22 protein-coding genes and 1 pseudogene are annotated in these 22,883 nt (G+C 64.9%); 12 read left to right on the forward strand and 11 right to left on the reverse strand.

The window, feature by feature from the left end; genetic code table 11:
* Window positions 1–17: 17 nt before the first annotated feature.
* From MRBLWO12_RS16935 to MRBLWO12_RS16950, 4 genes are all read left to right on the forward strand, one after another.
* The gene (locus tag MRBLWO12_RS16935; protein ID WP_363557577.1) at window positions 18–641 is read left to right on the forward strand and encodes a MerR family transcriptional regulator; all 624 of its coding nucleotides are present in this window, start codon (window positions 18–20) and stop codon (window positions 639–641) included.
* Window positions 642–1,340: 699 nt separating this feature from the next.
* The gene (locus MRBLWO12_RS16940; protein WP_363557579.1) at window positions 1,341–1,949 is read left to right on the forward strand and encodes a hypothetical protein; all 609 of its coding nucleotides are present in this window, start codon (window positions 1,341–1,343) and stop codon (window positions 1,947–1,949) included.
* Window positions 1,946–3,478 carry an Eco57I restriction-modification methylase domain-containing protein gene (locus MRBLWO12_RS16945; protein WP_363557581.1) on the forward strand — a complete coding sequence of 511 codons (1,533 nt, stop codon included), beginning with the start codon at window positions 1,946–1,948 and terminating at the stop codon, window positions 3,476–3,478. Before MRBLWO12_RS16940 ends, MRBLWO12_RS16945 begins: the two co-directional genes overlap by 4 nt.
* The gene (locus tag MRBLWO12_RS16950) at window positions 3,475–6,006 is read left to right on the forward strand and encodes a GIY-YIG nuclease family protein (RefSeq protein WP_363557583.1); all 2,532 of its coding nucleotides are present in this window, start codon (window positions 3,475–3,477) and stop codon (window positions 6,004–6,006) included. The genes MRBLWO12_RS16945 and MRBLWO12_RS16950 overlap by 4 nt, the downstream gene beginning before the upstream one ends.
* A 289-nt stretch (window positions 6,007–6,295) precedes the next feature.
* Here the strand turns inward: MRBLWO12_RS16950 and MRBLWO12_RS16955 are convergent, their stop codons facing one another.
* The 5 genes and pseudogenes from MRBLWO12_RS16955 to MRBLWO12_RS16975 form a co-directional block, all read right to left on the reverse strand.
* A complete protein-coding gene (locus tag MRBLWO12_RS16955; protein ID WP_363558630.1) occupies window positions 6,296–7,033 on the reverse strand; it encodes a GmrSD restriction endonuclease domain-containing protein in 738 nt (245 codons plus the stop codon).
* Window positions 7,034–7,275: 242 nt separating this feature from the next.
* A pseudogene (locus MRBLWO12_RS16960) lies at window positions 7,276–8,234 on the reverse strand (DUF262 domain-containing protein).
* A 162-nt stretch (window positions 8,235–8,396) separates the two neighbouring features.
* Entirely contained in the window at window positions 8,397–8,762 is a 366-nt protein-coding gene (locus MRBLWO12_RS16965) for a hypothetical protein (protein WP_363557585.1), read from the reverse strand.
* An 81-nt stretch (window positions 8,763–8,843) separates the two neighbouring features.
* Window positions 8,844–9,653, reverse strand: a complete 810-nt coding sequence (locus tag MRBLWO12_RS16970) for a GIY-YIG nuclease family protein (RefSeq protein ID WP_363557587.1) — start codon at window positions 9,651–9,653, stop codon at window positions 8,844–8,846.
* 177 nt (window positions 9,654–9,830) lie between these two features.
* Entirely contained in the window at window positions 9,831–11,327 is a 1,497-nt protein-coding gene (locus tag MRBLWO12_RS16975) for a SulP family inorganic anion transporter (protein WP_363557589.1), read from the reverse strand.
* Window positions 11,328–11,553: 226 nt separating this feature from the next.
* Here MRBLWO12_RS16975 and MRBLWO12_RS16980 point away from each other — a divergent pair, with 226 nt between their 5' ends.
* Window positions 11,554–12,675: a Fic family protein gene (locus MRBLWO12_RS16980; protein ID WP_363557591.1), complete on the forward strand. Its 1,122-nt coding sequence runs from the start codon at window positions 11,554–11,556 to the stop codon at window positions 12,673–12,675.
* 49 nt (window positions 12,676–12,724) lie between these two features.
* Here MRBLWO12_RS16980 and MRBLWO12_RS16985 read toward each other — a convergent pair whose 3' ends face one another.
* A complete protein-coding gene (locus MRBLWO12_RS16985; protein WP_363557593.1) occupies window positions 12,725–13,042 on the reverse strand; it encodes a MarR family winged helix-turn-helix transcriptional regulator in 318 nt (105 codons plus the stop codon).
* On the opposite strand from MRBLWO12_RS16985, the gene MRBLWO12_RS16990 reads away from it, so the two are divergent.
* The 3 genes from MRBLWO12_RS16990 to MRBLWO12_RS17000 all read left to right on the forward strand — a co-directional run bounded on the left by MRBLWO12_RS16990 (window position 13,041) and on the right by MRBLWO12_RS17000 (window position 15,792).
* On the forward strand, window positions 13,041–13,952 hold the full coding sequence (locus MRBLWO12_RS16990; protein ID WP_363558632.1) for an NADP-dependent oxidoreductase: 912 nt from the start codon (window positions 13,041–13,043) through the stop codon (window positions 13,950–13,952). The two genes, MRBLWO12_RS16985 and MRBLWO12_RS16990, sit on opposite strands and share 2 nt — an antisense overlap.
* A gap of 102 nt (window positions 13,953–14,054) precedes the next feature.
* Window positions 14,055–15,212 carry a DUF4303 domain-containing protein gene (locus MRBLWO12_RS16995; protein WP_363557595.1) on the forward strand — a complete coding sequence of 386 codons (1,158 nt, stop codon included), beginning with the start codon at window positions 14,055–14,057 and terminating at the stop codon, window positions 15,210–15,212.
* A 67-nt stretch (window positions 15,213–15,279) separates the two neighbouring features.
* On the forward strand, window positions 15,280–15,792 hold the full coding sequence (locus MRBLWO12_RS17000; RefSeq protein ID WP_363557597.1) for a hypothetical protein: 513 nt from the start codon (window positions 15,280–15,282) through the stop codon (window positions 15,790–15,792).
* Here the strand turns inward: MRBLWO12_RS17000 and MRBLWO12_RS17005 are convergent.
* The gene (locus MRBLWO12_RS17005) at window positions 15,789–16,853 is read right to left on the reverse strand and encodes a hypothetical protein (RefSeq protein ID WP_363557599.1); all 1,065 of its coding nucleotides are present in this window, start codon (window positions 16,851–16,853) and stop codon (window positions 15,789–15,791) included. The two genes, MRBLWO12_RS17000 and MRBLWO12_RS17005, sit on opposite strands and share 4 nt — an antisense overlap.
* An 83-nt stretch (window positions 16,854–16,936) precedes the next feature.
* Complete coding sequence (locus MRBLWO12_RS17010; RefSeq protein WP_363557601.1) at window positions 16,937–18,235, reverse strand: MFS transporter; 1,299 nt, start codon at window positions 18,233–18,235, stop codon at window positions 16,937–16,939.
* An 81-nt stretch (window positions 18,236–18,316) separates the two neighbouring features.
* On the opposite strand from MRBLWO12_RS17010, the gene MRBLWO12_RS17015 reads away from it, so the two are divergent.
* Both MRBLWO12_RS17015 and MRBLWO12_RS17020 read left to right on the forward strand, forming a co-directional pair.
* Window positions 18,317–18,622: an ArsR/SmtB family transcription factor gene (locus MRBLWO12_RS17015; RefSeq protein WP_363557603.1), complete on the forward strand. Its 306-nt coding sequence runs from the start codon at window positions 18,317–18,319 to the stop codon at window positions 18,620–18,622.
* 133 nt (window positions 18,623–18,755) lie between these two features.
* A complete protein-coding gene (locus MRBLWO12_RS17020) occupies window positions 18,756–20,099 on the forward strand; it encodes a DUF222 domain-containing protein (protein ID WP_363557605.1) in 1,344 nt (447 codons plus the stop codon).
* 86 nt (window positions 20,100–20,185) lie between these two features.
* Here the strand turns inward: MRBLWO12_RS17020 and MRBLWO12_RS17025 are convergent, their stop codons facing one another.
* Together MRBLWO12_RS17025 and MRBLWO12_RS17030 are read right to left on the reverse strand one after the other, a co-directional pair.
* Complete coding sequence (locus MRBLWO12_RS17025; RefSeq protein WP_363557607.1) at window positions 20,186–20,659, reverse strand: hypothetical protein; 474 nt, start codon at window positions 20,657–20,659, stop codon at window positions 20,186–20,188.
* A gap of 13 nt (window positions 20,660–20,672) precedes the next feature.
* Window positions 20,673–21,293 carry a hypothetical protein gene (locus MRBLWO12_RS17030; RefSeq protein WP_363557609.1) on the reverse strand — a complete coding sequence of 207 codons (621 nt, stop codon included), beginning with the start codon at window positions 21,291–21,293 and terminating at the stop codon, window positions 20,673–20,675.
* A 90-nt stretch (window positions 21,294–21,383) separates the two neighbouring features.
* Here MRBLWO12_RS17030 and MRBLWO12_RS17035 point away from each other — a divergent pair, with 90 nt between their 5' ends.
* Complete coding sequence (locus MRBLWO12_RS17035; protein ID WP_363557611.1) at window positions 21,384–21,722, forward strand: YciI family protein; 339 nt, start codon at window positions 21,384–21,386, stop codon at window positions 21,720–21,722.
* 13 nt (window positions 21,723–21,735) lie between these two features.
* On the opposite strand, the gene MRBLWO12_RS17040 is transcribed toward MRBLWO12_RS17035, so the two are convergent.
* Window positions 21,736–22,032, reverse strand: coding sequence for a helix-turn-helix domain-containing protein (locus MRBLWO12_RS17040; protein WP_363558634.1), 297 nt, complete (start codon window positions 22,030–22,032; stop codon window positions 21,736–21,738).
* A gap of 68 nt (window positions 22,033–22,100) precedes the next feature.
* Here MRBLWO12_RS17040 and map point away from each other — a divergent pair, with 68 nt between their 5' ends.
* Window positions 22,101–22,874 (forward strand): type I methionyl aminopeptidase, encoded by a 774-nt coding sequence (gene map / locus MRBLWO12_RS17045; protein WP_363557613.1) that lies wholly within the window; start codon window positions 22,101–22,103, stop codon window positions 22,872–22,874.
* Window positions 22,875–22,883: the final 9 nt, after the last annotated feature.

A 22,883-nucleotide genomic window follows, 5' to 3' on the forward strand; every position in this document is an offset into this window, starting at 1 on the left:
GAAGTCAAGAGGTGGCCATGAGAATTTCCGAACTGTCCGCGCAGACGGGCGTGACCGTGCCGACGATCAAGTACTACCTGCGCGAGGCTCTGCTGCCCGAGGGTGAGCGCAGCGCGCCGACTCAGGCCGCGTACGGCGAGAAGCACGTCGAGCGGCTGCGGGTGATCCGCGCGCTGCTCGACGCGGGCGTGAGCATCGCCGAGACGCGGCGGGTGTTGGCGGCGCTGGATGACCCGCCGGAGAACCCGCACGATTTGCTCGGAACGGCGCATGCGGCGATCACTCCCCCGGTGGATGAGGAGTTGGATCTGACCGGCGCTGAGCGGCTCGTCGAGGGGCTCGGGTGGAAGTCCGGGATGTGCGATGAGGCAGTGCTCCACGCGGTCGCCCGGGCGTTGCAAGGGCTGGAGCGAGCCGGATTCACCGTGCCGCATGCGGCGATGGCGGAGTACCTTGCCAGTGCGCGGCGGATCGCGGATGCCGAGCTCGCCGGGGTGCCGGACGAGTCCGCGGAGGCTGCGGTGCGGTACGTGGTGCTGGGGTCGGTGCTGGTGGAGCCGTTGTTGTTGGCGCTGCGGCGGGTGGCGCAGCAGGTGAGTTCGGGGGAGAGGTTTGGCGAGAGGCCGGATCGGCTTCGGTGATCTGGCCGCTGCGCTCTATGCCCGTCTGGTGAAAACTGCCGTCGCGCGGATGCTGCGCAGGGTTCGACGATGGCGTCGAGATCCGCTTCAGGGAGAGGGGGCTGGGGCCCGACGGCTTCGCAGAAGACCTCATCGACGAGCTCGAAATCATCAATCGCGGATCCTACCCTGGCGCAGCGCGAGCGACCATTGTGCCTACGAGGTTCGCGAGCCGACCCTGGGCAGCGAAGACAGCCGCATGGTGTGGGTGTCGCATCATCGAAGCGACGGTGCGCGTCGACTCATTGAGCGCGCTGCGGTCTGAACGTCGCGAGAATGTGAATCGCGTCGACGTCAGAGAGTGGGCGCGCCTCCAGCTGGAACTGTGGGCAGCCAAAGGTGCAGGCGCCAAGGAGTTCGAAGGCATTCTGGCCATGCCATTCAAGGCGAGTGTCGAGGGCTGGATGCTCCACAGGCCCTAGCTTTCAGACCCGAGGTGCCGGCGGCGACCCGCCGTCCGCGCTAGAGGGCGGTGGCGCGGTGTCTACACTCGGTGTCGCCGGCTCACCGTAGGGTAGGCCGTAGCGGGAGATGTGTAACGTCGCACGCATTGGGCCCCGCGTATAGGGGTAGTGAATGCCAGTTCTTACTGAGACGGGACGACAGATGACGAGTGCGCCGAACGAGCGCCATCGCGGGCAAATCAAGTCCCGTGAGCGCGTGCGAGACCTCGCAGAGGTATACACGCACCAACGCGAGGTCAACGCGATGCTCGACCTCGTCCCGGACATGTTCCCGACGGACGAGAATCCCGGAAACACCGACCGGAAGTTCCTCGAACCGGCATGCGGATCGGGCAACTTCCTCGAGGAGATTCTGCAGCGCAAGCTCGCTTTCGTCACCACTGAGCGCTACGGGATGGGGCAGCGATACGAGCACCGTATTCTTCGCGCCCTCGCTAGCGTCTACGCCGTCGACATCAACGACGAGAACGTCGAGGAATCGCGGGACCGCCTGCGCGCGGTCATCAATTCTCACATCGACAACGACATGAACACCAAGGCTGTTTCGTCCGAGTTCTCCGATGCCGTCGACGTCATCCTTACGACCAACATCGTGCTGGGCGACACGATGACCAAGCGGGCAGACATCACCTTCGTCGACTACAAGGCGGGAAAGGGTGGCACCTTCACTCGTGAGTGGTCACCCCTCGATTCGCACAACGAAGGTCTGTTCGCCATGTTCGCCCCGGTCGATGAGATGCCTGTCCACTATCGTGACCTCCTCGCCAACCCTGGGCCCACGACTACGAAGGCGGCCACTCGATGAGCATGACTGCCGCGTCCCGGAGGCACATCCCGGACATCCTCGACTGCCTCGCGCAACTCTCGAACGACGAGGTTCCCACTCCTCCGAAGTTTGCAAACCAGATGCTCGACCTCCTCCCTGGCGAGGCATGGAGTGACCCGAACCTGAAGTGGCTGGACCCGTTCGTGAAGTCGGGAGTGTTTCTGCGTGAGGTCGCCACCCGGCTCCTCTCAGGCCTCACCGAATGGGAACCGGACTTCGAGAAGCGACGCGATCACATCTTCCGCAACATGCTCTACGGCACCTCGATCACTGAGATGACCGGACTACTTGCGCGACGCAGCCTCTACTACTCGCGCGATGCGTCCGGCGAGATGTCAGTCATCAAGTTCGCGAGTCCCGACGGCAACGTGCCGTTCGTGCCGGCGAAGCACACATTCAAGAAAGCGCGTTGCGTCATCTGCGGTGCGCCTGAAGACCTTGAGCGCGGCGACTCACGCGAGAACCACGCGTACTCATTCATCCACGGGGCCTACCCCATCGAGGAGCTGAAAGACATGAAGTTTGACGTCATTGTCGGAAATCCCCCGTTCCAAATCGACGACGGCGGGCACAACGCGAGTGCGACGCCGATCTACCAACACTTCGTCGAAGCAGCCATCGACATGGGTCCGCGCTATGTGCTCATGATTACCCCGTCGCGCTGGTTCGGCGGCGGCAAGGGTCTCGACAAGTATCGCGAACGCATGCTCAACGACCGGCACATGCAGCACCTGGTCGACTACCCCAAGCTGTACGACGGTTTCCCCGGGGTCAAGATTCGTGGAGGCGTCTCGTACTTCCTCTGGAACCGGGACTACGAGGGCCCCTGCAACATTCAGACCATGTGGGACGGAAAACCAGTGGGTGAGCCCGTCGCGCGGTACCTCAACGCGTATGACGTACTTGTCCGACGTAATGAAGCTGTGTCCATCCTCGAGAAGGTTCGCGCGAAGGGCGAGCCCACGCTGAACAATCGCGTCTCGAGCGCGAAGCCCTTTGGTCTCCGCACGTTCTTTCACGGGGCGCCGAAGCCGGACGGACTCTCGAACCCTGTGAAGCTCTACGGGTCGCAGCGAGTGTCGTGGGTCGAACGTGCAGACATTCCTCAGAACGACGCGTGGGTCGACGACTGGAAGGTGCTCATGACCGCCGTTCAGGGCACCAGCGCCGCGGTGGAGACCATGTTCCTGGGAAAGCCCATCGTCGCGGCGCCCGGTAGTGCTTCGACCGAGACCTACCTGGTCACCGGGCGATTCGATGGATTTGCCGAGGCCGAGTGGTTCGCAGGCTATCTTCGCACACGGTTCGCCCGGTTTCTCGTTTCCCTGCGCAAGTCAACGCAGCACGCGACACGCGATGTCTACTCGTTCATCCCGGACCTGCCGATGGATCGGCAGTGGACAGACGATAAGCTCTACGAGCGGTACGGACTCACCGATGAGGAAGTCGCGTTTATCGAATCTCAAGTCAAGGAGATGCCGTCGAACGCGCAGGTGGTGGACGAGTGAGCGTCAACCCAAACGACCCAACCGTTCCGAAACGCGTTTACGCAGTCACTGCCGACGGCGGGCGCGACGTCAAGTGGACCCGCGATGTGAACGGCACCATCATCACGGGAACTGGGCGCATCAAGGTCGGCGACACAACCCTCGGTGAGGGCAAGCAGCGAGTCAAGCAGTGGGCCGGAACCATGTTCCCCGGGCTCGCCGGCGTGGACATCCTGCTCGATGAACTCGCGGACAAGCCCGACGGAACCTACTTCCGCGACCTTCAAGTCCACAAGGTCCTCACGGACGCGGGCGTTCGTCGTGACCAGGAATGGTTCGAGTGCACCATCGACGAGGTGCGCGCGGCCATCGTCGCTGTCCGTCAGGGGCGGTCGTATGACGTGAAGCGCGTGCTGGACTTCGGTCTCCGCCCGGAGCAGCAGGATGCGGTGGACATCACGGCCGGCTATTTCCGTGAGCACGCCGCCGAAAGCGGCGCGTCCCACTTCCTGTGGAACGCGAAGATGCGGTTCGGGAAGACTTTCACGACCTACAAGCTCGCCGCCGACATGGACTGGTCACGAGTGCTCGTGCTCACCTACAAGCCGGCTGTGCAGTCGGCGTGGAAAGATGACCTCGCCTCCCATGTCGACTTCGTCGACTGGGAGTTCATCGACCGGAGCGTTGACAGCGACGATGCTGACAACATCGCTTCGGGCACAGACCCGTTCGTGTGGTTCGCGTCTTTTCAGGACCTCAAGGGAAAGACGACTGACGGGCGCATCAAGAAGCACAACGAGACGATTCATCTCGTGGACTGGGATGCCATCGTCATCGACGAGTACCACTTCGGCGCGTGGCGGCAGACAGCGCGCGACCTCTACGACCCGACCGAGAAAGCGCTGGCCGAAGAGGAAGCGCCCGAGGACGACATCGTCGAGCATGACTTCGGTCTGAAAGCCAAGCACTATCTGTACCTCTCAGGTACACCATTTCGCGCCATCACCAACGGCGAGTTCACCGAAGACCAGGTCTTCAACTGGACGTACATCGACGAGCAGCGGGAGAAGGAGGGGTGGGACAACCCTGAGCTGGAGAACCCCTACCTGGACCTGCCGCGGATGGAGATGTACACCTATCGGATGGGTGCTGCCGCAGAAGCGTGGGCGGACGACGGCGAGTTCAATGGCTTCTCCCTGAACGAGTACTTCCGCGCTGGCAAGGCTGATGGCGGCGGCAAGAACGATTACGAGTTCAAAGACAAGGACCGGGTACTCGAGTTCCTTGAGATGCTCCGCGGCAAACTGTCCGACCAGCAGAAGACCCACATCATCGCCGGGCAGAAGCCGCCCTTCCCGTATGAGTCCGCCCGATTCTCCGCCGGCATCCGCCACACCGTCTGGTACATGGACGATGTCGCTGCCTGCTACGCGATGAAGGACCTCCTGGAGACGTCTCCGTACTTCAAGGACTACGTCATCCACGTCGCCGCGGGCACTCGTGCCGGCCAGGGAGCCAAGGCGAAGAAGCCCGTCGAAGATGCCATAGCGAAAGCGGAGCGCGACGGCAAGGCCGGTTCCATCACCCTCTCGTGCGGGAAACTCATGACCGGTGTGACAATCAAGCAGTGGTCCGCCATCTTCATGCTCCGAAGCCTCAAGAGTCCCGAGTCGTACTTCCAGGCTGCGTTCCGCGTGCAGTCCCCGTGGGTCGTCACTCGCGCGGGCGAGCCGCGCGAGGTCGTGAAGCCGACCTGCTACGTCTTCGAGTTCGACCCGAATCGGGCGCTCAGCCTGCTCGCTGAGTACGGCACGAAACTCGCCAACAGCGAGAAAGACGTGCCAGAGAAGGTGCTCGGCGAGCTCATCAACTACCTCCCGATTTTCGCGTTCGACGGCGCCCGGATGGACCCACTCGACGCGACCGAGGTACTCAACTGGGCATCCGCTGGCATCGGAGCGACCGCACTGGCGCAGCGCTGGAACTCGCCGCTTCTGGTCGATGTCAACGACACGACACTGCAGAAGCTCCTCGACAGCCCTGACCTCCTCGCGTCGCTGGAGCAGATCGAGGACTTCCGCAACCTGGCCACGGATGTCAGCAAGGTCATTACCGCCAACAAGAAGCTCAAGGCCACTAAGCGAGAGAAGGGCGAGAAGGGACAGCCGCTCGACGACGACGATAAGAAGGTGGCGAAGGAGAACGCGAACAAGCGCAAGGAGATTCGCGAGAAGCTGCAAAAGTTCATCGCCCGCGTCCCGGTCTTCATGTATTTGACGGACCATCGCGAAAGCGCGCTCGTGGACGTCATCACGTCCCTCGACCCGGTGTTGTTCGAGCGGGTCACCGGCCTCACAATCGCTGACTTCGAGATGCTCGCCAACATCGGGGTGTTCAACGCCCAGCACATGAACTTCGCCATCCACCAGTTCCGCCAGTTCGAAAACGCCAGCCTCCGCTATGCCGACGAAGACCCAACGCCGGCACTGCCGGGGCGTATCGGCGTTTGGGACACTGTCGTTGATTCGGTGGGCGAGAGCTCGCCATGACGCCGGATGAGTACGCGGGACATCCGCTGTGGGCCGATGGACCGTGTCGAAGAACTGCTCCCGCCGATTGACGAACTCGGAGACATCGAGGCCTCACGTCGACTGGACGAGGTGCGAGAACTGTTCGGGCTGACCAAAGAATTCCGTGACACCGCGGAACGGCTCGTTCGCCACGCCCTGCCCCACGCTTCGCGGCTCTTGCTCGAGTGCATGTCGGTGATGTCGCCGACGAGCCGGGATCGGAACGGTGTCGCGAGGCCGACCGACTCGCGGACGCTACCCCTGGTCGTCAGGTACGGAGTTCTGGAACTCCGTACGCACGTCCATCAGCCTTCGGCCGCCCGGCGACTGCCCAGAAGTACCAGCCGTTCGTTGAGAGTTTTCGCGGCGCTCGTCCAGCTGCCGAGGGGGATGCATAGCGCTTGCCGTCTAGCTGGATCGATCCATCGGGGTTCAGCCTCGATTCTTTGCCTCTGAAGTCGCGGTGGGTCGCCACAAGCTTGTCTCCCGCGGAGACGAGGCCAGCGCCGATGAGATGCTTCAGTTCGACCCAGTCGCCTACTTTGGTCTGCGGGTCGACGACCTTTCCATGATGGCCCGCAGGCACGGGCCAGACCTGAAGTACGGCTTCGATCAACGCGACGGTCCGCTCATCGATGAGCTCTTCGTCCCACTCCTGCCCCTCGGTCCGCTTGGCCACGCGCCCCGTCAGCGTGATCGTGTTGTGGTCCTGCAACGCAGATCGCTTCGCGCGCCATGGACCGTTCGCCACCTTGGAGTTGAGTGACGTGGTCAGCAGCGTCAAGTTGCTCAGACGATGGACGTGCGCCTGGCGTACGTCTGCCTCTTCGGGACTCTCGACGGGCCAGTTCTCCTTCCAGCTTCGAGGAAGAAGATGCTCGATCGGATAGCCCTTGCGCTCGATCTGAGGCTGTCCCGTCTCCGCGCGAAAGTGGTCTTCAACGGCCTCAAGAACCATACGCAGCCGGCCGCGTGGGTACCGTGAGTACGCAGCCTCGGTCGCCAGAGTCTGCCTGAGTTCCTCGTCGCCGGGCCAGTAGGTGCTGGTGACATTGAGCCGGCGAAGTGGCTCGCCACTCGCGCAGGTAGATCGCTGGCGGACGCCATCGAGTTTCCCGCGATCACGTCCGCCACGATGCGGACGAGATCGCTACCCGTGAGTCGAAGAAGCTGGCGGCGCACGACCCAGTTCTCGGCGGCCTGGATGATGTCGCTGATGGCCGTGGGGGCGATGTCTTTATGGCCAGATCAGGAGCGGTTTGAGCACCTCCACCCAGCCGGCCTGCATCCGGTAGACCGCCATCTCGACGGGACTGAGGCTTCCACCAGGCCGATTGCTGCGGGAAGGAGACCGGCCGTCTTCCGGCCTGTATCCAGTTCGACGTATGACTTGAAGCGGTTGAATGTCGACTGCGGACTCACCTCCTCGCCAGTTCGCGCAACGAGCCACTGATTGAGGAACAGAGAACTGCGGCTGACGAAGTTTCGTCCAACGCTGACGTCCTTCGTCCAGAACTTCGTCTCGAACGGCCAGTCGTCGCGGTACGCCTTCGCCGTGTCACTGCCCTCGGACTCGAGGCACTGGAAAACGAAGTTGCGCACGAGATCCGCGGCAGTGAGCGGGGTTCCGCGAGCGTTCAGCGTTTCAAAGATCTTCTGAGAGTTCTCTGATGCTTCTAGTTCGATCGAGACCAGCTGGAGGCCCTCGTGCAGAACGCTGGTGAGCTCCTTAGCCTTCGCAATGTAATCCTCGGAGGTCGTATCGCCGAGCCACTGCTCGACAACGGTCGAGAAGTAGGCGTGTGCTGCCACGATCTGCGAGTCTGCGGTGCTCAGATCCGCATGATCGAGGGCGGTTCGGCGGACATCACTTCGTTGAACGCGTCGCGGTCCTTGTTGAGATGTCGGAGCTTGAGGGGGTTTTCACCGTCCTCGATGAAATCGTCGGCGTTGTGTGTCAGACGCTCAAGTCGTCCCGAGAGCTTCGTTTGACCTGTTTCCGCCAAAAGGGCGCAGGCGGCATCGGCGAGGAGCTGCAATGTCGTCAGGCGCTGCTGGCCATCGATGACGCTCCACGTCGTGAGCTTCTTGCTCTGGGCTTCGTGTGCGTGGATCACGACCGCACCCAGGAAGTGTGTCGCGTTCATATAGGCTCGGCGATCCGAAGCTCGGTGACGCGACGGATATCGTTCCAGAGTGGCTCCCATTACTCGTCTTCCTTCCAACGTAAGGACGCTGAGACAGTGGAATCACTAAGTTCTGGGGCAAGTTGAACAGCTGCAGCGGTGTCCGCTTGAAAGTCTCCATGTAGCTGATTGTTCCGTGTCGTGCGGATCGATTCTCCAGAGGCGCGCCTCGTGGTCGGCCAGCTACCCGGCCCACATGAAGATCAGGTGCGTGAATGTCGTGATCAGCGCGAAGATCGCCGCGTCGAGCGCGAGGAACTTGCCGAGATAGTCATAGCTGGCCTTCGTCGCCAGTCGCACAGCTGCTTCGTGGTCCCGGCGGGCCCTTTCTTGCCGCGACCATTCGTTGTCTTCAGGTGTCTTCTCCTCGGAGGGCGTCTTCTCCGGCCAATCCCCATCGCGATGGCTGGCGATCCGGAAGAAGCTGGCGAATAGAGCGAGCAGACCGGCGCCGAAGCCCAGCCACAGCAGAAGCTCATCCTGAGTGCGCGGGCGGGAGGACCCGATGGTGAGAACCCCCACGATCATCATTGAGATGACACCGATCAAGAGGCGGTGGTCATAGACGAATCGACCGAAAGACCATTCGCCGTCGCTGGGAGCACTCCCACAGCGCAGGCTACTCGACCGTCAACCCTTCACGGACGCAGCCGTCGTCGCGATATCGCAGCAGAGCGTCCGCAGGCGCGAGAGCTCTGCCATCCGTCGCGGGTTTCCCTGCAGGTTCAACAGTGGTCCGTGGCGTCGGATGAGAGCGACCTCCGTGTCGTGGATCCCGGTAGCAAGGGGAATCCACGACACCTCCAGATTCGTGTTGATCCACGCGATGATCGCCCGTTCGTCGGCGGGATGAAAGGTGTAATTTCGCGAGTTGCGTTTGCCGATGAGCGATCCGGTCTCCGGGCGGTAGCCGAGCATCGCGCCGAGGCTGCGGAAGAAGGTTCCGTGCCCGCGAGCGCGCAGCTCCTGGTTGAGGAATCTGGTGCGCAAGCTGGTCTTCGCCTCGCCGATGTAGATGAGCCGGTCGTTCCGGCGGGCTGCTTCGGACCGGAATGGCTCCGGAAGGTGGCCGAACTCCCGAACGCGGATCGCATAGAGGCCCGGCGCGTCTGGAACGAGCGCATCGACTCCCCCCGCGCCTCGAAAGCCCGCTTCGTTGAGCAGGGGTAGGTTGACCGGGGTCAAGTTCGGGACAGCATCCACGGGCATAGCTTGCTCGACCGCCGCCGTCGCGCAGGGAGCGTGAGCCCCAAGGGTGACGAGCCGGATGCGACCATCGTCCGTCGTGAAGAGACCCGGGTACTTGCGCGCCCGTGCGCTGATTTGGGACGCGGCAAGTGGCGCGCGATCGGCGCGCAGATACAAGTCGCGCGTATTGATGTGTTCGGCGATCTCCCCCGGTGTCAGCGGCTCGTCGCTGGTGCTGAGCACCTGTTCCATCGCGAGATGAAGGGTCATGAGGTGATCTTCCCATCCCCGCAAGCGGTGGCGAGACGAAAGCCGGCGTCACACCGGTCAGCTCGGAACGTCACCCAGCTCCGGCGTCTCGCAGTCGCAGAGCCGCACCATCGCCCGTGACATGGCTTCCGCCCGTGGCTGAGGTGTGTCGAGGACGTTCTACTCAAACCCACCCGTCAACCGCCCGCGCATCCGCGAACTGCTCTCATTCATCCCGACGATCTCCACCGTCTTACCGAGAGCGGCATATTTCGTCTCGATCGCATCCAACGCGGCGACGGTCGACGCATCCCACACATGCGACCCCGACAGATCGATGACCACCCGCGACGGATCGTCCGAGTAAGAGAACAACGTCGTCAGGTCGTTGCTCGACGCGAAGAACAGCTCCCCGTCGACCACATAGCGCGCAACAGAACCAGAGACAGTCCGCGACACCGTCACGAAGTGCGCCACTCGCCGCACGAACAGCACCGACGCGACCAGCACCCCACCGACGACCCCGACCGCCAGGTTGTGCGTGATCAGCACCAGCACGACAGTCGCGACCATCACGAAGGTCTCGCTCTTCGGCATCCGCTTCAACGTCGACGGACGGATGCTGTGCCAGTCGAACGCCCCAATCGCGACCATGATCATCACGGCCACCAGCGCGGCCATGGGGATCGTCCCGACGAAGTCGCCGAACACGACCACCAGCAGGAACAGGAACAGGCCGGCGCAGAAGGTCGAGATGCGGGTCCGCGCGCCCGAGGCCTTCACGTTGATCATGGTCTGACCGATCACGGCGCAGCCACCCATGCCGCCGAAGATGCCCGACAGCACGTTCGACACTCCCTGCGCCCACGCCTCTCGGCTCTTGCGCGAGTGGGTGTCTGTGATCTCATCGACGAGCTTCGCGGTGAGCAGCGACTCCAGCAGCCCGACGACGGCGACTCCGAGCGCGAACGGAGCGATGATCGTGAACGTCTCCCACGTGAACGGCACATCCGGCAAGAAGAGAGAGGGCAGGCTGCGCGGCAGCTCGCCCTGATCGCCGACGGTCGGCACGGTGATCGCGAACGTCAGCACGACGCCCGTCACGATCACGACCGACACCAGCGGCGCAGGAACGATCTTGGTGATCTTCGGCATCACGATCATCACGAGAATCCCCAGCGCCACCAGCGGATACACCAGCCACGGCACATCGATCAGCTGCGGGAACTGCGAGCTGAACACGAAGATCGCCAGCGCGTTCACGAACCCGACCATGACGCTGCGGGGGATGAACCGCATCAGCTTCGCGACGCCGACGACTCCGAGGATCACCTGGAAGATGCCAGCGAGGATGACGGTCGCGATGAAGTAGTCGAGCCCGTACATCGGCGCGACCGGGGCGATCACGAGCGCGACGGCTCCGGTCGCCGCGGTCACCATCGCCGGACGTCCGCCGAGGAACGCGATCGACACCGCCATGATGAACGACGAGAACAGCCCCACCTTCGGGTCGACGCCCGCGATCACCGAGAACGCGATCGCCTCGGGGATCAGTGCGAGCCCGACGACGAGTCCGGCCAGCACCTCGCGCGTCAGCATCCGCGGGTTCTTCAGTGCCGTCAGCACAGAGGGATTCGCCCGATAGCGGGCACGATCATCGACCGTCGTCACAGACATGGATGCTCCAGGGGAAGGCGCCTCGAGAATGAGGCAGACGTTCCAGCGTAGAGCGGATGCCGGCGGGGTCTCGCCCCGGCCGATACCGCGAAGACGACGGGCGGAGGCGTACATGACCGCGGAGGGCTCGCTCCGATCTGTGAAGAGATTTTGCACGTGAGATCAACGTGTAAAAATTAGACGCAATTCTTTACACATTATGTTCACGTGCAACTATCCTTGGCAGATGAGTTGGGATCCGGAAGCGCCGTACAACCAGTTGCCGCTGTTGCCTCCGCGCGCAGACTACGAGACCAAGCCCATTCTCAAGGCGGCGATCCGCGCTCGCAGTGCGCTCGCCGCTATGGACGAGGCGACGAAGCGTATGCCGAACCCCATGGTTCTCGTGAACTCGCTCTCGTTGCTGGAAGCGCAGGCGAGCTCCGAGATCGAGAACATCGTCACGACGACCGATGAGCTGTTCCGTTTCGCCCAGGAAGCCTCGGATGCCGCCAGCGCTGACACCAAGGAGACGCTGCGATACCGTGCCGCACTGTTCAGCGGGATGGCAGCGATCGCGGATCGACCGATCTCGATCAACACCGCGATCGACGTATGCACGAACATTCACCGGCGGGACATGGGGGTTCGCCGCCTGCCCGGAACCTATATCGGTAGCGAGAAGACCCGCAGGGCGATCTACACTCCGCCCGTGGGTGAGAGCGTCATCCTCGAGAAGCTCGGCAACTGGGTGGAGTTCGTGCACACCGACGCGGACATCGATCCGCTTGTCGTGATGGCGATCTCGCACTATCAGTTCGAGGCGATCCACCCGTTCGCGGACGGCAACGGTCGAACAGGGCGCATTTTGAATGTGCTCCAGCTCGTCGAGGCCGAGCTTCTTCGTGAACCCATCCTCTACCTCTCGCGCTACATCATCCAGAACAAGGATGAGTACTACCGGTTGCTCCTTGCTGTGACGGCAACCGAATCGTGGGAGGAATGGATCCTCTTCATCCTCCGTGGAATCGAGGAGACGGCGGCGCGGACCTTACTCAAGATCGATCGCATCCAAGAGCTCCAGAAGGAGATGCGAGTCGAGATCAAACAGCTCACCACTGCCGGGAGCAACTCAGATCTGATCGATGTGCTCTTCGAGCATCCTTATGCGCGGATCAGTAACGTCATCGAACGCTGTGGCGTCTCGCGACCGACAGCGACGATGTGGTTGAACGCCTTGACCGACGCCGGCAATCTGGTCGACCTCAAGGTCGGTCGGGAACGCCTCTTCATCAATCAGCGCTTCATGCGAATTCTGTCGACGGATGATCGGCTTCCTGCGGACCGTCGGGAGCAGACCCTGTTCTGAAGGCGGCGGGGGTTCAGGCGCCTGACTGGTAGCCGAGCGCTCGCTCGCGTCAGCCCTTCGTCTTGCGCCGGGCCGCGGATCGTGGGGGATTCGCGCGCAGGTGTCCGCTGACCTGTGTCATGACCCGCGCCAACACCTCGACATCGTCCTCGGCCAGCGACTCGAACAGCAGGCTTCTGACGGCCTCGATGTGTCCGGGGAAGACCTTCGCGAGCACCTCGCGTCCCTCTGCGGTGATCGAGACGATCGTGCTCCGCTCATCCTCCGGCGAGGGCGCCCTCGTGACGAGCCCGCGTTCCTCGAGCGATTGCGCCTGGTAGGTCAGCCCGCTGCGGCTGTAGACGACGCCGTCCGCAAGATCGGTCATCCGTTGCCGGCCACCGGAGGTACTCCGCCTCGAAGACATCCCGCAGCCCACTCCCGCGGCGGGTCAGGTGCGGATCAGAGTGGTGGCATCCGCGTTCAGCGCCGCCGACAACGGAATGCGGGCGGGCTTTCTGCCGATCCCCGTGGTGCTCCCGCACATCCCCGGCTACGACGTCTCGGGGACCATCGACGCGATCGGCGATGGTGTCGACGGTTTCGCGGTCGGCGACGCCGCGGTCGGCTTCCTGCCCATGGCGGAGGATGGCGGAGCCGCCGAGTACGTCATCGCCCCGGCGGACGCCGTGGTCGCGGCCCCGACCAGCGTTCCCCTCGCCGACGCGGCGGCACTTCCCTCCGTGGCTCTGACCGCCCGGCAGGCGCTCTTCGACGACGGCGGCCTCGAAGCGGGCCAGCGGGTGCTCATCGTCGGCGCCGGTGGGGTCGTCGGAAAGTACGCGATCGCCCTCGCGAAGCGGGCGGGCGCCCACGTCATCGCGACGGCCAGCCCGCGCAGCGCAGGTGACGTGCGCGCGGCAGGCGCCGACGAGATCATCCACCACACGACGACACCCGTGCTGGATGCCGTGTCAGAACCCGTGGACCTGCTCCTCAACCTCGCCCCGATCGAACCGGAGGAGTTCACCGCGCTGGTCGCCCTCGTCCGCGACGGCGAGGTCGTCGTGAGTACCACCGCCTGGATGCCCGCACCTGACGACGCCGACCGGGGCGTGCGATCTGTGGTGGTGTTCGTGCGCAGCGACGCGGAGCGGCTGCGTGAACTCGTCGCGCTCGTCGACAGCGGCGAGCTGCACCTCGAGGTCACGCGGCGCATCCCGCTCGCGGAGCTGCCCGCCCTCCACGCCGAGGCTGCTGCAGGGCCGATCTCGGGCAAGGTCATCGTCATCCCGTGATGCGGGGATCGGGGACGCGGAGGCCGGCTCGCGTGGAAGGGGCTGGCCTCCACCGGCGGGGAGACCGGCCGCCCCGCCGAACCTCCCCGCTACCCTTTCCCCATGCCCTCATCGCTCGACTGGAAGGCGCTCGACGCCCACCTTCTCGCCGTTCTCCTCGGCGCGGTGCGCGCGCATCATGACGAGCATCCGGAGCATCGCATCTACGCCGCAGCGTTCCACAACTTCTATGCGGAGACGGGCGGAGTGATCGCCTGGCCGTCGCTTGCGATCGCCACCGAGGAAGACCTGCAGGCGCTCGCCGCGGGTTCGAGTTTCAGCGAAGACGACCTGCGGTGGAGTCCGGCCGATTGGACCACGCAGCTCGATCCTTCGAACGCGGATGACGCATGGGCGGCCGAGGTGGAGCGCGCTGCCGGCCGTCGCGACGACCTGCACTGGAACGCCCAGTACGACCGCTTCCTGCGCGCGTTCGCGCGAGCGGCGAAGAAGGCGCGCCCTCTCCTCGTCGCAGAGAACGCTGTGGAGAAGGACTTCATCGCCGTCGCGATGGACGAAGCCTGGGACCTTGTGCCGCTGAGCCTCACTCCCACGCAGGTGCGGCGACACTTCCCTGAGCTCGACGAAGAAGCGCAGGAGCTCGCGCGGCTGGATTCCTTGCCTGCGGCGCAGCGCGCGGAGGAGCTCGCCGACATCCTCGACGCCGACACCTGCGGCCCTGTCTCAGCGGAGGTGGCGATGGGGCTCCTCACCGGGCTCGGAGCGGATGCTGTCGGCGTCGCCGTTGCGCGGATCGCACGCTCCCGCGACCGGTGGAGGTACGCGAAGCTCCTGGCCGACCTGGGCGTGCCGTCGCCCGAGGCGATCGATGCTCTGGTCGACGTTCTTCGCGGAACGCGTCTCTCGGAACCCGATCGCGCGTGGGCGGGCGCTGCGCTCGCGCGGCTCGGGCGCCTCGATCTCGTGCTGGTGGATCGCGAGCGCGTCCCGCGGGCAGTGCTGCGCCGGGCGCTCGCGGCGCCGTACACGTCATTCCGCGACCACGCGGCGATCCATCCTCCGCTTGACTACGCCCCGCTCGAGAGGGCACTGTCTGCCGACCTCGCCCTCGCGGACGAGATGCTCGACGAGCTGTCGCCCGGCAGCGGATACTGCACCCTCGAACCCGACGAGGTCGACACGGCGCGCGATGCGCTGACCTCGCCCTTCGAGGTGGTCCGCCGGCACGCGGCGTTCATCCTCGACGACGCCGGACATTGAACGGCACCCCTTCCGCCCCGACAGCACCTGCGCCATGATGAGACGACCGACCTCCAAGGAGACCGTCTTGTCACTCGCGCAGACCCCGCCGCAGCCCACAGCTGTCGCCGGACTTGCCGGCGTCGCAGTGATCGCGAGGATCCGACGGGTGCTGATCGTCGCGGTGATCGCGGCCATGATCTACCCGACCTTGATGGTCGCCAGCGTCTGGCACTGCCCTGGTGGCGTGGACGGAAACGGCGGCTTCATCGATGCGTCCGGCCGACCGGTGGACGAGGCTCTTCCGTGCGTCCAGTTGACGCTCGGCCCCAGCCCGCTGGTCTATTTCGGCATCACGTTGATCGTCCTGCTCGCTATCGGCCGCGTGTTGCGGGCGCGCGACGAACCCACTGCCCTGCGCACCCTGGACCGCGCAGCCATCGGCGTCGCCGGGCTCGTGGTCGTCGCTGTCATCGTCTCGGTGGTGTGGTTCCGGATGATCCCGCTCGAGGGCTTCTCCTCAGAATCCTGGTCCGTGTTCAGCCCGTTCCCCTTCGGCGTCATCAGCGTCGAGGTCACACCGATGACCGAGTCCTCTTAGCGCGAGCCCGAGAACAGCCCGCGCCAGAAGCCACGTTCCGACGCCGCTGCCGCCCGTTCGGCCTCCCACGCTTCACGCGTCGCAGAGTGCCGGCGGGCGACGCGGTGCAGGTGCCTGTCGGTGAGCGAGATCTCGATGCGGCGCAGCATCCGGCGGGGATAGATGCGGATGGGGCCCCAGAGCGCGAGCGTATGCGCGGCGGTGACCGCGAGGATCAGCCATCCGATGGGGGCAGATCGGGTGTTCGAGAAGATGAACGCGCCGGCGAAGGCGATGCTGGTGAACCATCCCAAGACTGCGCCGGTGATTCCGAGCCAGGCCCTGATCTGCGTCGATTCCGACTTGTCGGCGGTGCTCAACCACGCGAATGAGAGGATCACCGACCCGTAGCTCGTGACGATCGAGAGGAAGATCCATTCGCCGGTGAAGGCGACGCTCGAGTCCCAGATCCACGAGGCGAGTAGCGAGCTGAGCACCGATTGCACGATGGCCGGCACGAGGAACAGGATGATGACGAACGGCCAGATCGGCCCGCGCGCATCATCTCTCCATCGTTGCCCGAGCGCATCCGCCGCCCAGGATGAGCGCATCCGCAGATCCTTCTCTGCATCTCGGAACCGTTCTTCCGTCGAGATCTCGGCCGGGGGCGCGAGACGCTCGGCGAGCACGAAGGTCACGAACCCGAGCAGCACTGCGAAGAGCACGGTTGCGAGGCTCTCCGGCGCGACGGCGATGATCACGACGGCGAAACTGAGGATGAATGCCAGTGCGACGCGCACCGCCCAGGCGATCAGGCGCGCGGCCTCTTCGCCCTCGCTGTCGTCGCGTGCGATGCGCAGACCGCTCAGCACGCTGACCAGAGAGGTGAAGATCAGCAGCTCCGGGGCATACATCGGCTTCACGAAGCGTCCCAAGAACTCCCATGCGTCGGATGCCGGGATGCTCACAGGAGACAGGCTCGCGATGGAGACGAACAGGATGACCGCCAGGTTCCCCAGGAGGGCGAGGAAGAACCAGGTCAGGCTGCGGCGGAAGAGCGAGGGTGTGGCGCTGGTGGACATACTTGTGGAGTACCAGGGTGCTCCGACATCCTGGCCCGTTTTCCCCGCTGCGCCCGTGGGAATCCCCTAGGGCAAGGGGCCATCTACCGCCCCGCGCGCACCCGTAGTCCGAACGCGATCCCCGCGAGCGCGATCACCACGACGCCGTATCCGATGCACACGGCCTTGAGCCCGACGACGCCCACGAGCGCTCCCGCGATCACGGCCGGAACGCCGAAGGCCAGGTACGCGAGCAGATAGATGACGGCGAAGGTGTCCGCGCGCTGGGTGGCCGGGATGCGGGGTGCGAGCGAGCCGACCACTCCCGAGAAGGCGGTGCCGAACCCCATACCGGTGACGGCAGCGGCGACGAGGTAGAACGGTAGCGATCCCACGCTCAGCGCGATGAGCGACAGCAGTGTGCCGACCGCCAGGGCCGAGGTGCCGAACAGCACCATCGAACGGGCGGGGATCTTCCGCAGCACGAACGCGGTGATGGCGCCGACTCCGGCGAGCAGCACGACGCCGAGTCCCTGCCAGATGTGGGCCGTGCCGCCGAGCTCGCCGCGCACGATGTTGGCGCCGAGCGACAGGAACAGTCCGCCGGTGGCCCAGCCCGCGATCACGGCGGGGGCTCCGCGCCAGAAGTCCGCGCGGATCTCCTGCGGGATCGACAGGCGGAAGCTCAGCGATGCCCACACCCCGGGCTTGCGCGGTGCGGTCTCGGGGATGAGGAAGAAGAGTGCCGCGAGCACGACGTACGCGGAACTCAGCGGCGCGAACACGTCGAGCAGTGCCTCGCCGCTGACGTCGAGCAGCACAGCCGAGGCCAGGGCGCCGAGCGCGAGTCCGATGCCGGGACTCAGCGCATTCCACAGTGCCGCGACTCCGGGACGTCCGCCGGGCGCGAAGTCGAGCACCGTCGCCGAGAGCGCCGAGATCAGCAGACCGCTCGCGATGCCCTGCAGGATGCGGGCGAGGAACAGCACGGCGACGGCATCCGCGTGCCAGAACAGGAACATGCTCCCCGCCAGCAGCAGGAATCCGACGATCGCGACCGGGCGACGGCCGATGTGGTCCGAGAGCGAACCGGCGGTGAGGAGGGTGAGCAGCAGCGCCACGGCGTAGACCGCGAACACGGCGCTGATGACGATCGCGTCGAACCCGATGTCCTGCGCGAGCACCGGATAGAACGGCGACGGCGCACTCGCCCCGACCATCATCAGGATCTGCGCCACGATCGCCAGCACGAACCCGAATCTCCGCCGCTGGCCCCCTCGCTGGGTCCCTGAGCCTGTCGAAGGGCCCTGATCCGCAGTGGGTCCCTGATCCGCGGTGGGTCCCTGATCCTGTCGAAGGGTCGCGGATGCCGTCGGCACGACGATCGGTGCGGTACTGGTCATGGGGCTCCTCATAAGGTTCGAGAATCATCGAACTATCGGAGCGTACTCGCCATCCGTCAATTGTTCAACTATTATCGAACCATGCCTGGCGATCTTCCGCATCCGGAGCGCTCCGAGATCCAGCTGACAGACGTGCTCTTCGCGCTCAGCGACCCCGAGCGCCTCGCCATCACGCGCCAGCTCGCCGACGGCCCGCTCGACATGGCCGCCTGCCACGCCACCGACCCGAACCTTCCCAAGTCGACCAAGTCGCACTTCATGAAGGTGCTGCGCGAGGCCGGAGTCATCCGTAATGAGCCCAATGGCCGCCGACGGATGCTGACGCTCCGCCGTGACGACCTCGATGCGCTGTTCCCGGGACTGCTGGAGTCGGTGCTCCGGAACTAGCTGCCCCAACCAAGCTCCAACCAGACTTGACGTCACTGCACCGGCCCCCGGGCTCCCGCCGCGGCATGCTGAAGTATCGGAATACATTCGAACAAAGCTACGAATAAGGTCCTTCTCCGCGGTAAAATCGAGCATGCCCAAACTCCACGCTCTGCACGACGCGGTCCTCCGCCTCGATGCCGCGTGGGCGGATGCCGATGGCACGCTCGACCTGACGCGGAATCAGCTCATCGGGGTCCACGAGGCGATCGGTGCGCTGCAGCGCCAGTTGGATGCCGTGCACGCCGAGGTGGCTGCGGGCATCGCGCGGGAGTCTCGTCCTGAACTCGGCACCGATGGCCTGGCCAAGCAGCGGGGGTACCGTTCGCCGGCCACACTCATCGCCGCGACCGTGGGAATCTCAACCGGCGACGCCGCACGACTGGTTGCGGTGGGCGAGGCGACGGCTCCGCGCAGCGACCTTCTGGGCGCACGCCTGCCCGCCAGGTATCCCGCCGTGCGCGCGGCGCTCGAGTCGGGGATGATCGGCGTCCAGGCTGCCGCCTTGATCGTCGCGCTCCTCGATCGATGCCGCGTCGCGGCCGGCGCGGAGCGCATCGCAGTGGGGGAGCGGATGCTGGCAGAAGCCGCCCCCGGCCTTTCGCTCGACGACCTTCGCAAGCTCATCGTGCGAGCGGAAGCGTGGCTCGATCCGGATGGTGTCGAACCGCGCGGCGAGGAGCAGCGCAGCGCCCGTTCGCTCAGGATGTTCGAGCGCAACGGCATGCTGCACCTCGACGCGAAGCTCGATGTCGAGACCGCCGCTCCGATCGTCGCTGCCATCCGCGGATACGTCACTGCGGCATTCGCGGCACGCGCAGAAGCTCCTGATCCCGAATCGCCGGATGCTGATCGCCGCACGGTCGCCATGATCCAGGCTGATGGCCTTGCTGTCTTCTGCGCCCACGCGCTCGGCTGCAAGGCCGAGCGACTCCCGCTGGCCGGTGCGACGGTCATCGTCCGCATCGGCCTCGATGAACTGCAGTCCGGAGCGGGTTCCGCGGCGATCGACGGCATCGACCAGCCCATCAGCGTCGCGGCGGCCCGCCGGATGGCGGCCGGAGGTGGCGTGATCCCCTGTGTGCTCGGCGGTGAGAGCGAGATCCTCGACTGGGGCCGTGAGAAGCGGCTCTTCACCAGGGGGCAACGGCGCGCGCTCGTCGAACGCGACGGGGGATGTGCGATGTGCGGGCTGCCGCCTGAGATGACCAAAGCGCATCACATTCGATGGTGGAAGCGAGATCACGGACCGACAGATCTTTCGAACGGCGTTCTGCTCTGCGAGACGTGTCACCATCGCATCCATGACAACGGCTGGGAGATCCGCATCGACGGTGCAGGTGTCGCCGCGAGGGTCTGGTTCGTGCCGCCCCGGTACGTCGATCCCGCGCGAACGCCACGGCTGGGCGGTCGCGCCCGCTTCGACATCGCCGCGTGACCGCGTGGCGCATGGCCGTGTGACCGCGTCGCTTCGAGAGGCAGTCGGAGTGCTCCGCTCTACGTGGAAGGGGGCGGTGACTCAATTCAGAGGCCCTGTGTCAGCCTCCACAGCGGCCCACGATCCAGGGGGTCGTAGCCCGGGTCCGCCAGCAGCTTTCGCAAGTGAGGATATGCGATGTCGGGTGCCCTTCTGAGCTCCGCCTGGTACGCCTCAAGTTCGTTCTGTCGTCGAATGTCGCGAGACCAGAACTCCCACGTGTGGTCCGTCACCCGCCCCAGGGCGCGCAGGCCGAGCTGATCCTCCGACAGGGCGAGGTAGTCGCGGACCAATGGACGGTCAGATCGAGTCGCTCTGTTTCGGAGCGCGAAGCTCCGCGACCTGCGATCCATCAGCTCCCAGTACCGAACCAGGTACAGGGCTTCAAGCTCACGATGCATCTGTCGGTTCACATGACGGATCTGCACGGCGCCCAGGATGATCGCTACGAGAGCGGCTGCTGACACCACCGCTGTGAGCGCTTCGGCCCAGTTGGGCAGCGAAGAGCTGATCACATCCATGGCTGTGTCCGGTTCACCAAGGCGCATGGCCGACAAGGTTCCTCGCCTGATCGCGCATCGTCGCATCAGCATCGATCGCGAGGCGCTCGACGAGGTTGCGATAGTCACGGGCGGCCTGCTTGTTGAAGCTCTCGGGGGTGTTGGCCGAGTGCACGACCTTGCCTCGCGCGTCGATGAGCGCTTCGAGCTCTTTACGGTCGTCGCGGGTGGTCTTCTTCAGGAAGGACACACCCACGGCCGAGTACAAGAGTTCGATCTGTTTCGTTCCGGCGGTGTTCATGCCGAACTGGTCACCATTCGGATCACCCTTGGCGAGGGCGACGACGCGAGCCTTCCAGATCTCGCGCCACCCGGGATGCACTGTCAGCTCCCACGCCGACGATGACACCGATTCAATCGCTGACCGAGCACTCGCCGGCACCCGTCCCGGATCGATGTTGTCCGCGAGGAAGGCGCTCACTTCCACGGCGGCATCCTCGACGTATGCCTCCCATGCCGCGTATGTCAGGGCGACTGATGCGACGAACATCGATGCCTCCTTGCTCGTCGGGCGCCCCCTTCCCGTCTTCGTGCCCTCGATGAGTCGATCGGCATGGACCAGGGAAGTGGAGAACGCGGTCAAGGAGTTACTCACGGATCGAGACTATCTGCCCTCGCATCCGCTGATGAGTGCTCTCGCGCAACCCCCTTGTTCCCCCCGCTGCTCGCGCGGCACCATCGACCCATGACAAAGTTCCTCATCTCATTCCCGAGTGCAGCCATGCAGGTCGACGAAGAGGACTTCCCGACCGTCGTCGCCGAGTCCCACGCCGTGATCGCCGAGGCCAAAGAGGCCGGCGTCTACGTGTTCGGCGGGGGGATCGCAGAAGAGATCGACCCCGTGCTGGTGGCGGTCGACGGCACCGTCCAGAAGACGACCTACCCGGGCAGCGAACTCACGGGCGGTTTCACGGTGCTCGAACTCCCGACCCGTGAGGATGCCGTCGAGTGGGCGCACAAGATCGCGGCGGCGTGCCGGTGCGCGCAAGAACTCCGCGAGTTCGCATTCGACCCGGACAGCTGAGCCGAGTCTTCGGCTACGAGGCGATCCGATCCCGGCCAGCAGCGAGATCGCCAGCGCTGCCGGCGGCATCCGCCCCGATCTCGGCCCAGAGGGCATCCAGCGAGATCTCGAGCACTCCGGCGATGGCCGCGATCGTCGAGAATGCGGGAGTCGCGACCCGACCAGACTCGATCTTGCGCAGGGTCTCCGGCGAGACGCCGGCATCGAGCGCGACACTCAGCATCGACCGCTCGCCGCGCGCACGTCGCAGCAGAGCGCCCAGGCGCTCACCGCGTTCGAGCTCGGCGGGGGTGAGCGGCATCCGGACCATCATGATGCCCATACTAATACCGGGATAGTATTACCGGGATAGTTTTCGGCACCCACGGAGAGACCCCCATGATCGAGATCCTGACCCCTGCTGAGCTGGACCGCGCCCGCGATACGGGGGCGCTCGTCGGCACCATCCTGCAGACGATGAAGGAGCGCGCCACCGTCGGCGTGAACCTGCTCGACATCGACAAGTGGACCAAGCAGATGATCGAGGATGCCGGTGCCGTCTCCTGCTACGTCGACTATGCGCCCTCGTTCGGCCGGGGCCCCTTCGGCCACTACATCTGCACGGCCGTGAATGACGCGGTGCTGCACGGGCTTCCCCACGACTACGTGCTCCGCGACGGCGACCTGCTCACGCTCGACCTCGCCGTCACGCTCCGCGGCATCTCCGCCGACGCAGCGATCAGCTTCGTGGTCGGGGAGACCCAGGCTCCCGAGGATCTCGCGATGATCGACGCGACGCAGCGCGCGCTCGCCGCGGGCATCGCCGCCGCCCGCCCCAAAGCCCGCATCGGCGACATCTCCCGCGCGATCGGAGCCGTGCTTCGCCAGGCCGGCTACCCGATCAACCTCGAGTTCGGCGGGCACGGCATCGGTTCGACCATGCACCAGGACCCGCACATCGCGAACGACGGACGCCCGGGCCGCGGCTATATCCTGCGCCCCGGTCTGCTGCTCGCGATCGAGCCGTGGGTCATGGCCGACACCGACGAGCTCGTGACGGATGACGATGGCTGGACCCTCCGCAGCGCGACCGGCGCCCGCACCGCGCACACCGAGCACACGATCGCGATCACCGAGAAGGGTGCAGAGATCCTGACCCTGCCGCGCGACTGACCGCCCCGG

The sequence above is a fragment of the Microbacterium sp. LWO12-1.2 genome (assembly GCF_040675875.1).
In the GTDB taxonomy this organism is placed as follows: Bacteria; Actinomycetota; Actinomycetes; order Actinomycetales; family Microbacteriaceae; genus Microbacterium.

Coding starts and splice junctions, on each gene's coding strand:
- MRBLWO12_RS16935 (WP_363557577.1), top strand. CDS start 18: ATGAGAATTTCCGAACTGTCCGCGCAGACGGGCGTGACCGTGCCGACG.
- MRBLWO12_RS16945 (WP_363557581.1), top strand. CDS start 1,946: ATGAGCATGACTGCCGCGTCCCGGAGGCACATCCCGGACATCCTCGAC.
- MRBLWO12_RS16970 (WP_363557587.1), bottom strand. CDS start 9,653: ATGGAACAGGTGCTCAGCACCAGCGACGAGCCGCTGACACCGGGGGAG.
- MRBLWO12_RS16975 (WP_363557589.1), bottom strand. CDS start 11,327: ATGTCTGTGACGACGGTCGATGATCGTGCCCGCTATCGGGCGAATCCC.
- MRBLWO12_RS16980 (WP_363557591.1), top strand. CDS start 11,554: ATGAGTTGGGATCCGGAAGCGCCGTACAACCAGTTGCCGCTGTTGCCT.
- MRBLWO12_RS16985 (WP_363557593.1), bottom strand. CDS start 13,042: ATGACCGATCTTGCGGACGGCGTCGTCTACAGCCGCAGCGGGCTGACC.
- MRBLWO12_RS16995 (WP_363557595.1), top strand. CDS start 14,055: ATGCCCTCATCGCTCGACTGGAAGGCGCTCGACGCCCACCTTCTCGCC.
- MRBLWO12_RS17005 (WP_363557599.1), bottom strand. CDS start 16,853: ATGTCCACCAGCGCCACACCCTCGCTCTTCCGCCGCAGCCTGACCTGG.
- MRBLWO12_RS17010 (WP_363557601.1), bottom strand. CDS start 18,235: ATGACCAGTACCGCACCGATCGTCGTGCCGACGGCATCCGCGACCCTT.
- MRBLWO12_RS17015 (WP_363557603.1), top strand. CDS start 18,317: ATGCCTGGCGATCTTCCGCATCCGGAGCGCTCCGAGATCCAGCTGACA.
- MRBLWO12_RS17020 (WP_363557605.1), top strand. CDS start 18,756: ATGCCCAAACTCCACGCTCTGCACGACGCGGTCCTCCGCCTCGATGCC.
- MRBLWO12_RS17025 (WP_363557607.1), bottom strand. CDS start 20,659: ATGGATGTGATCAGCTCTTCGCTGCCCAACTGGGCCGAAGCGCTCACA.
- MRBLWO12_RS17035 (WP_363557611.1), top strand. CDS start 21,384: ATGACAAAGTTCCTCATCTCATTCCCGAGTGCAGCCATGCAGGTCGAC.
- MRBLWO12_RS17040 (WP_363558634.1), bottom strand. CDS start 22,032: ATGGTCCGGATGCCGCTCACCCCCGCCGAGCTCGAACGCGGTGAGCGC.
- map (WP_363557613.1), top strand. CDS start 22,101: ATGATCGAGATCCTGACCCCTGCTGAGCTGGACCGCGCCCGCGATACG.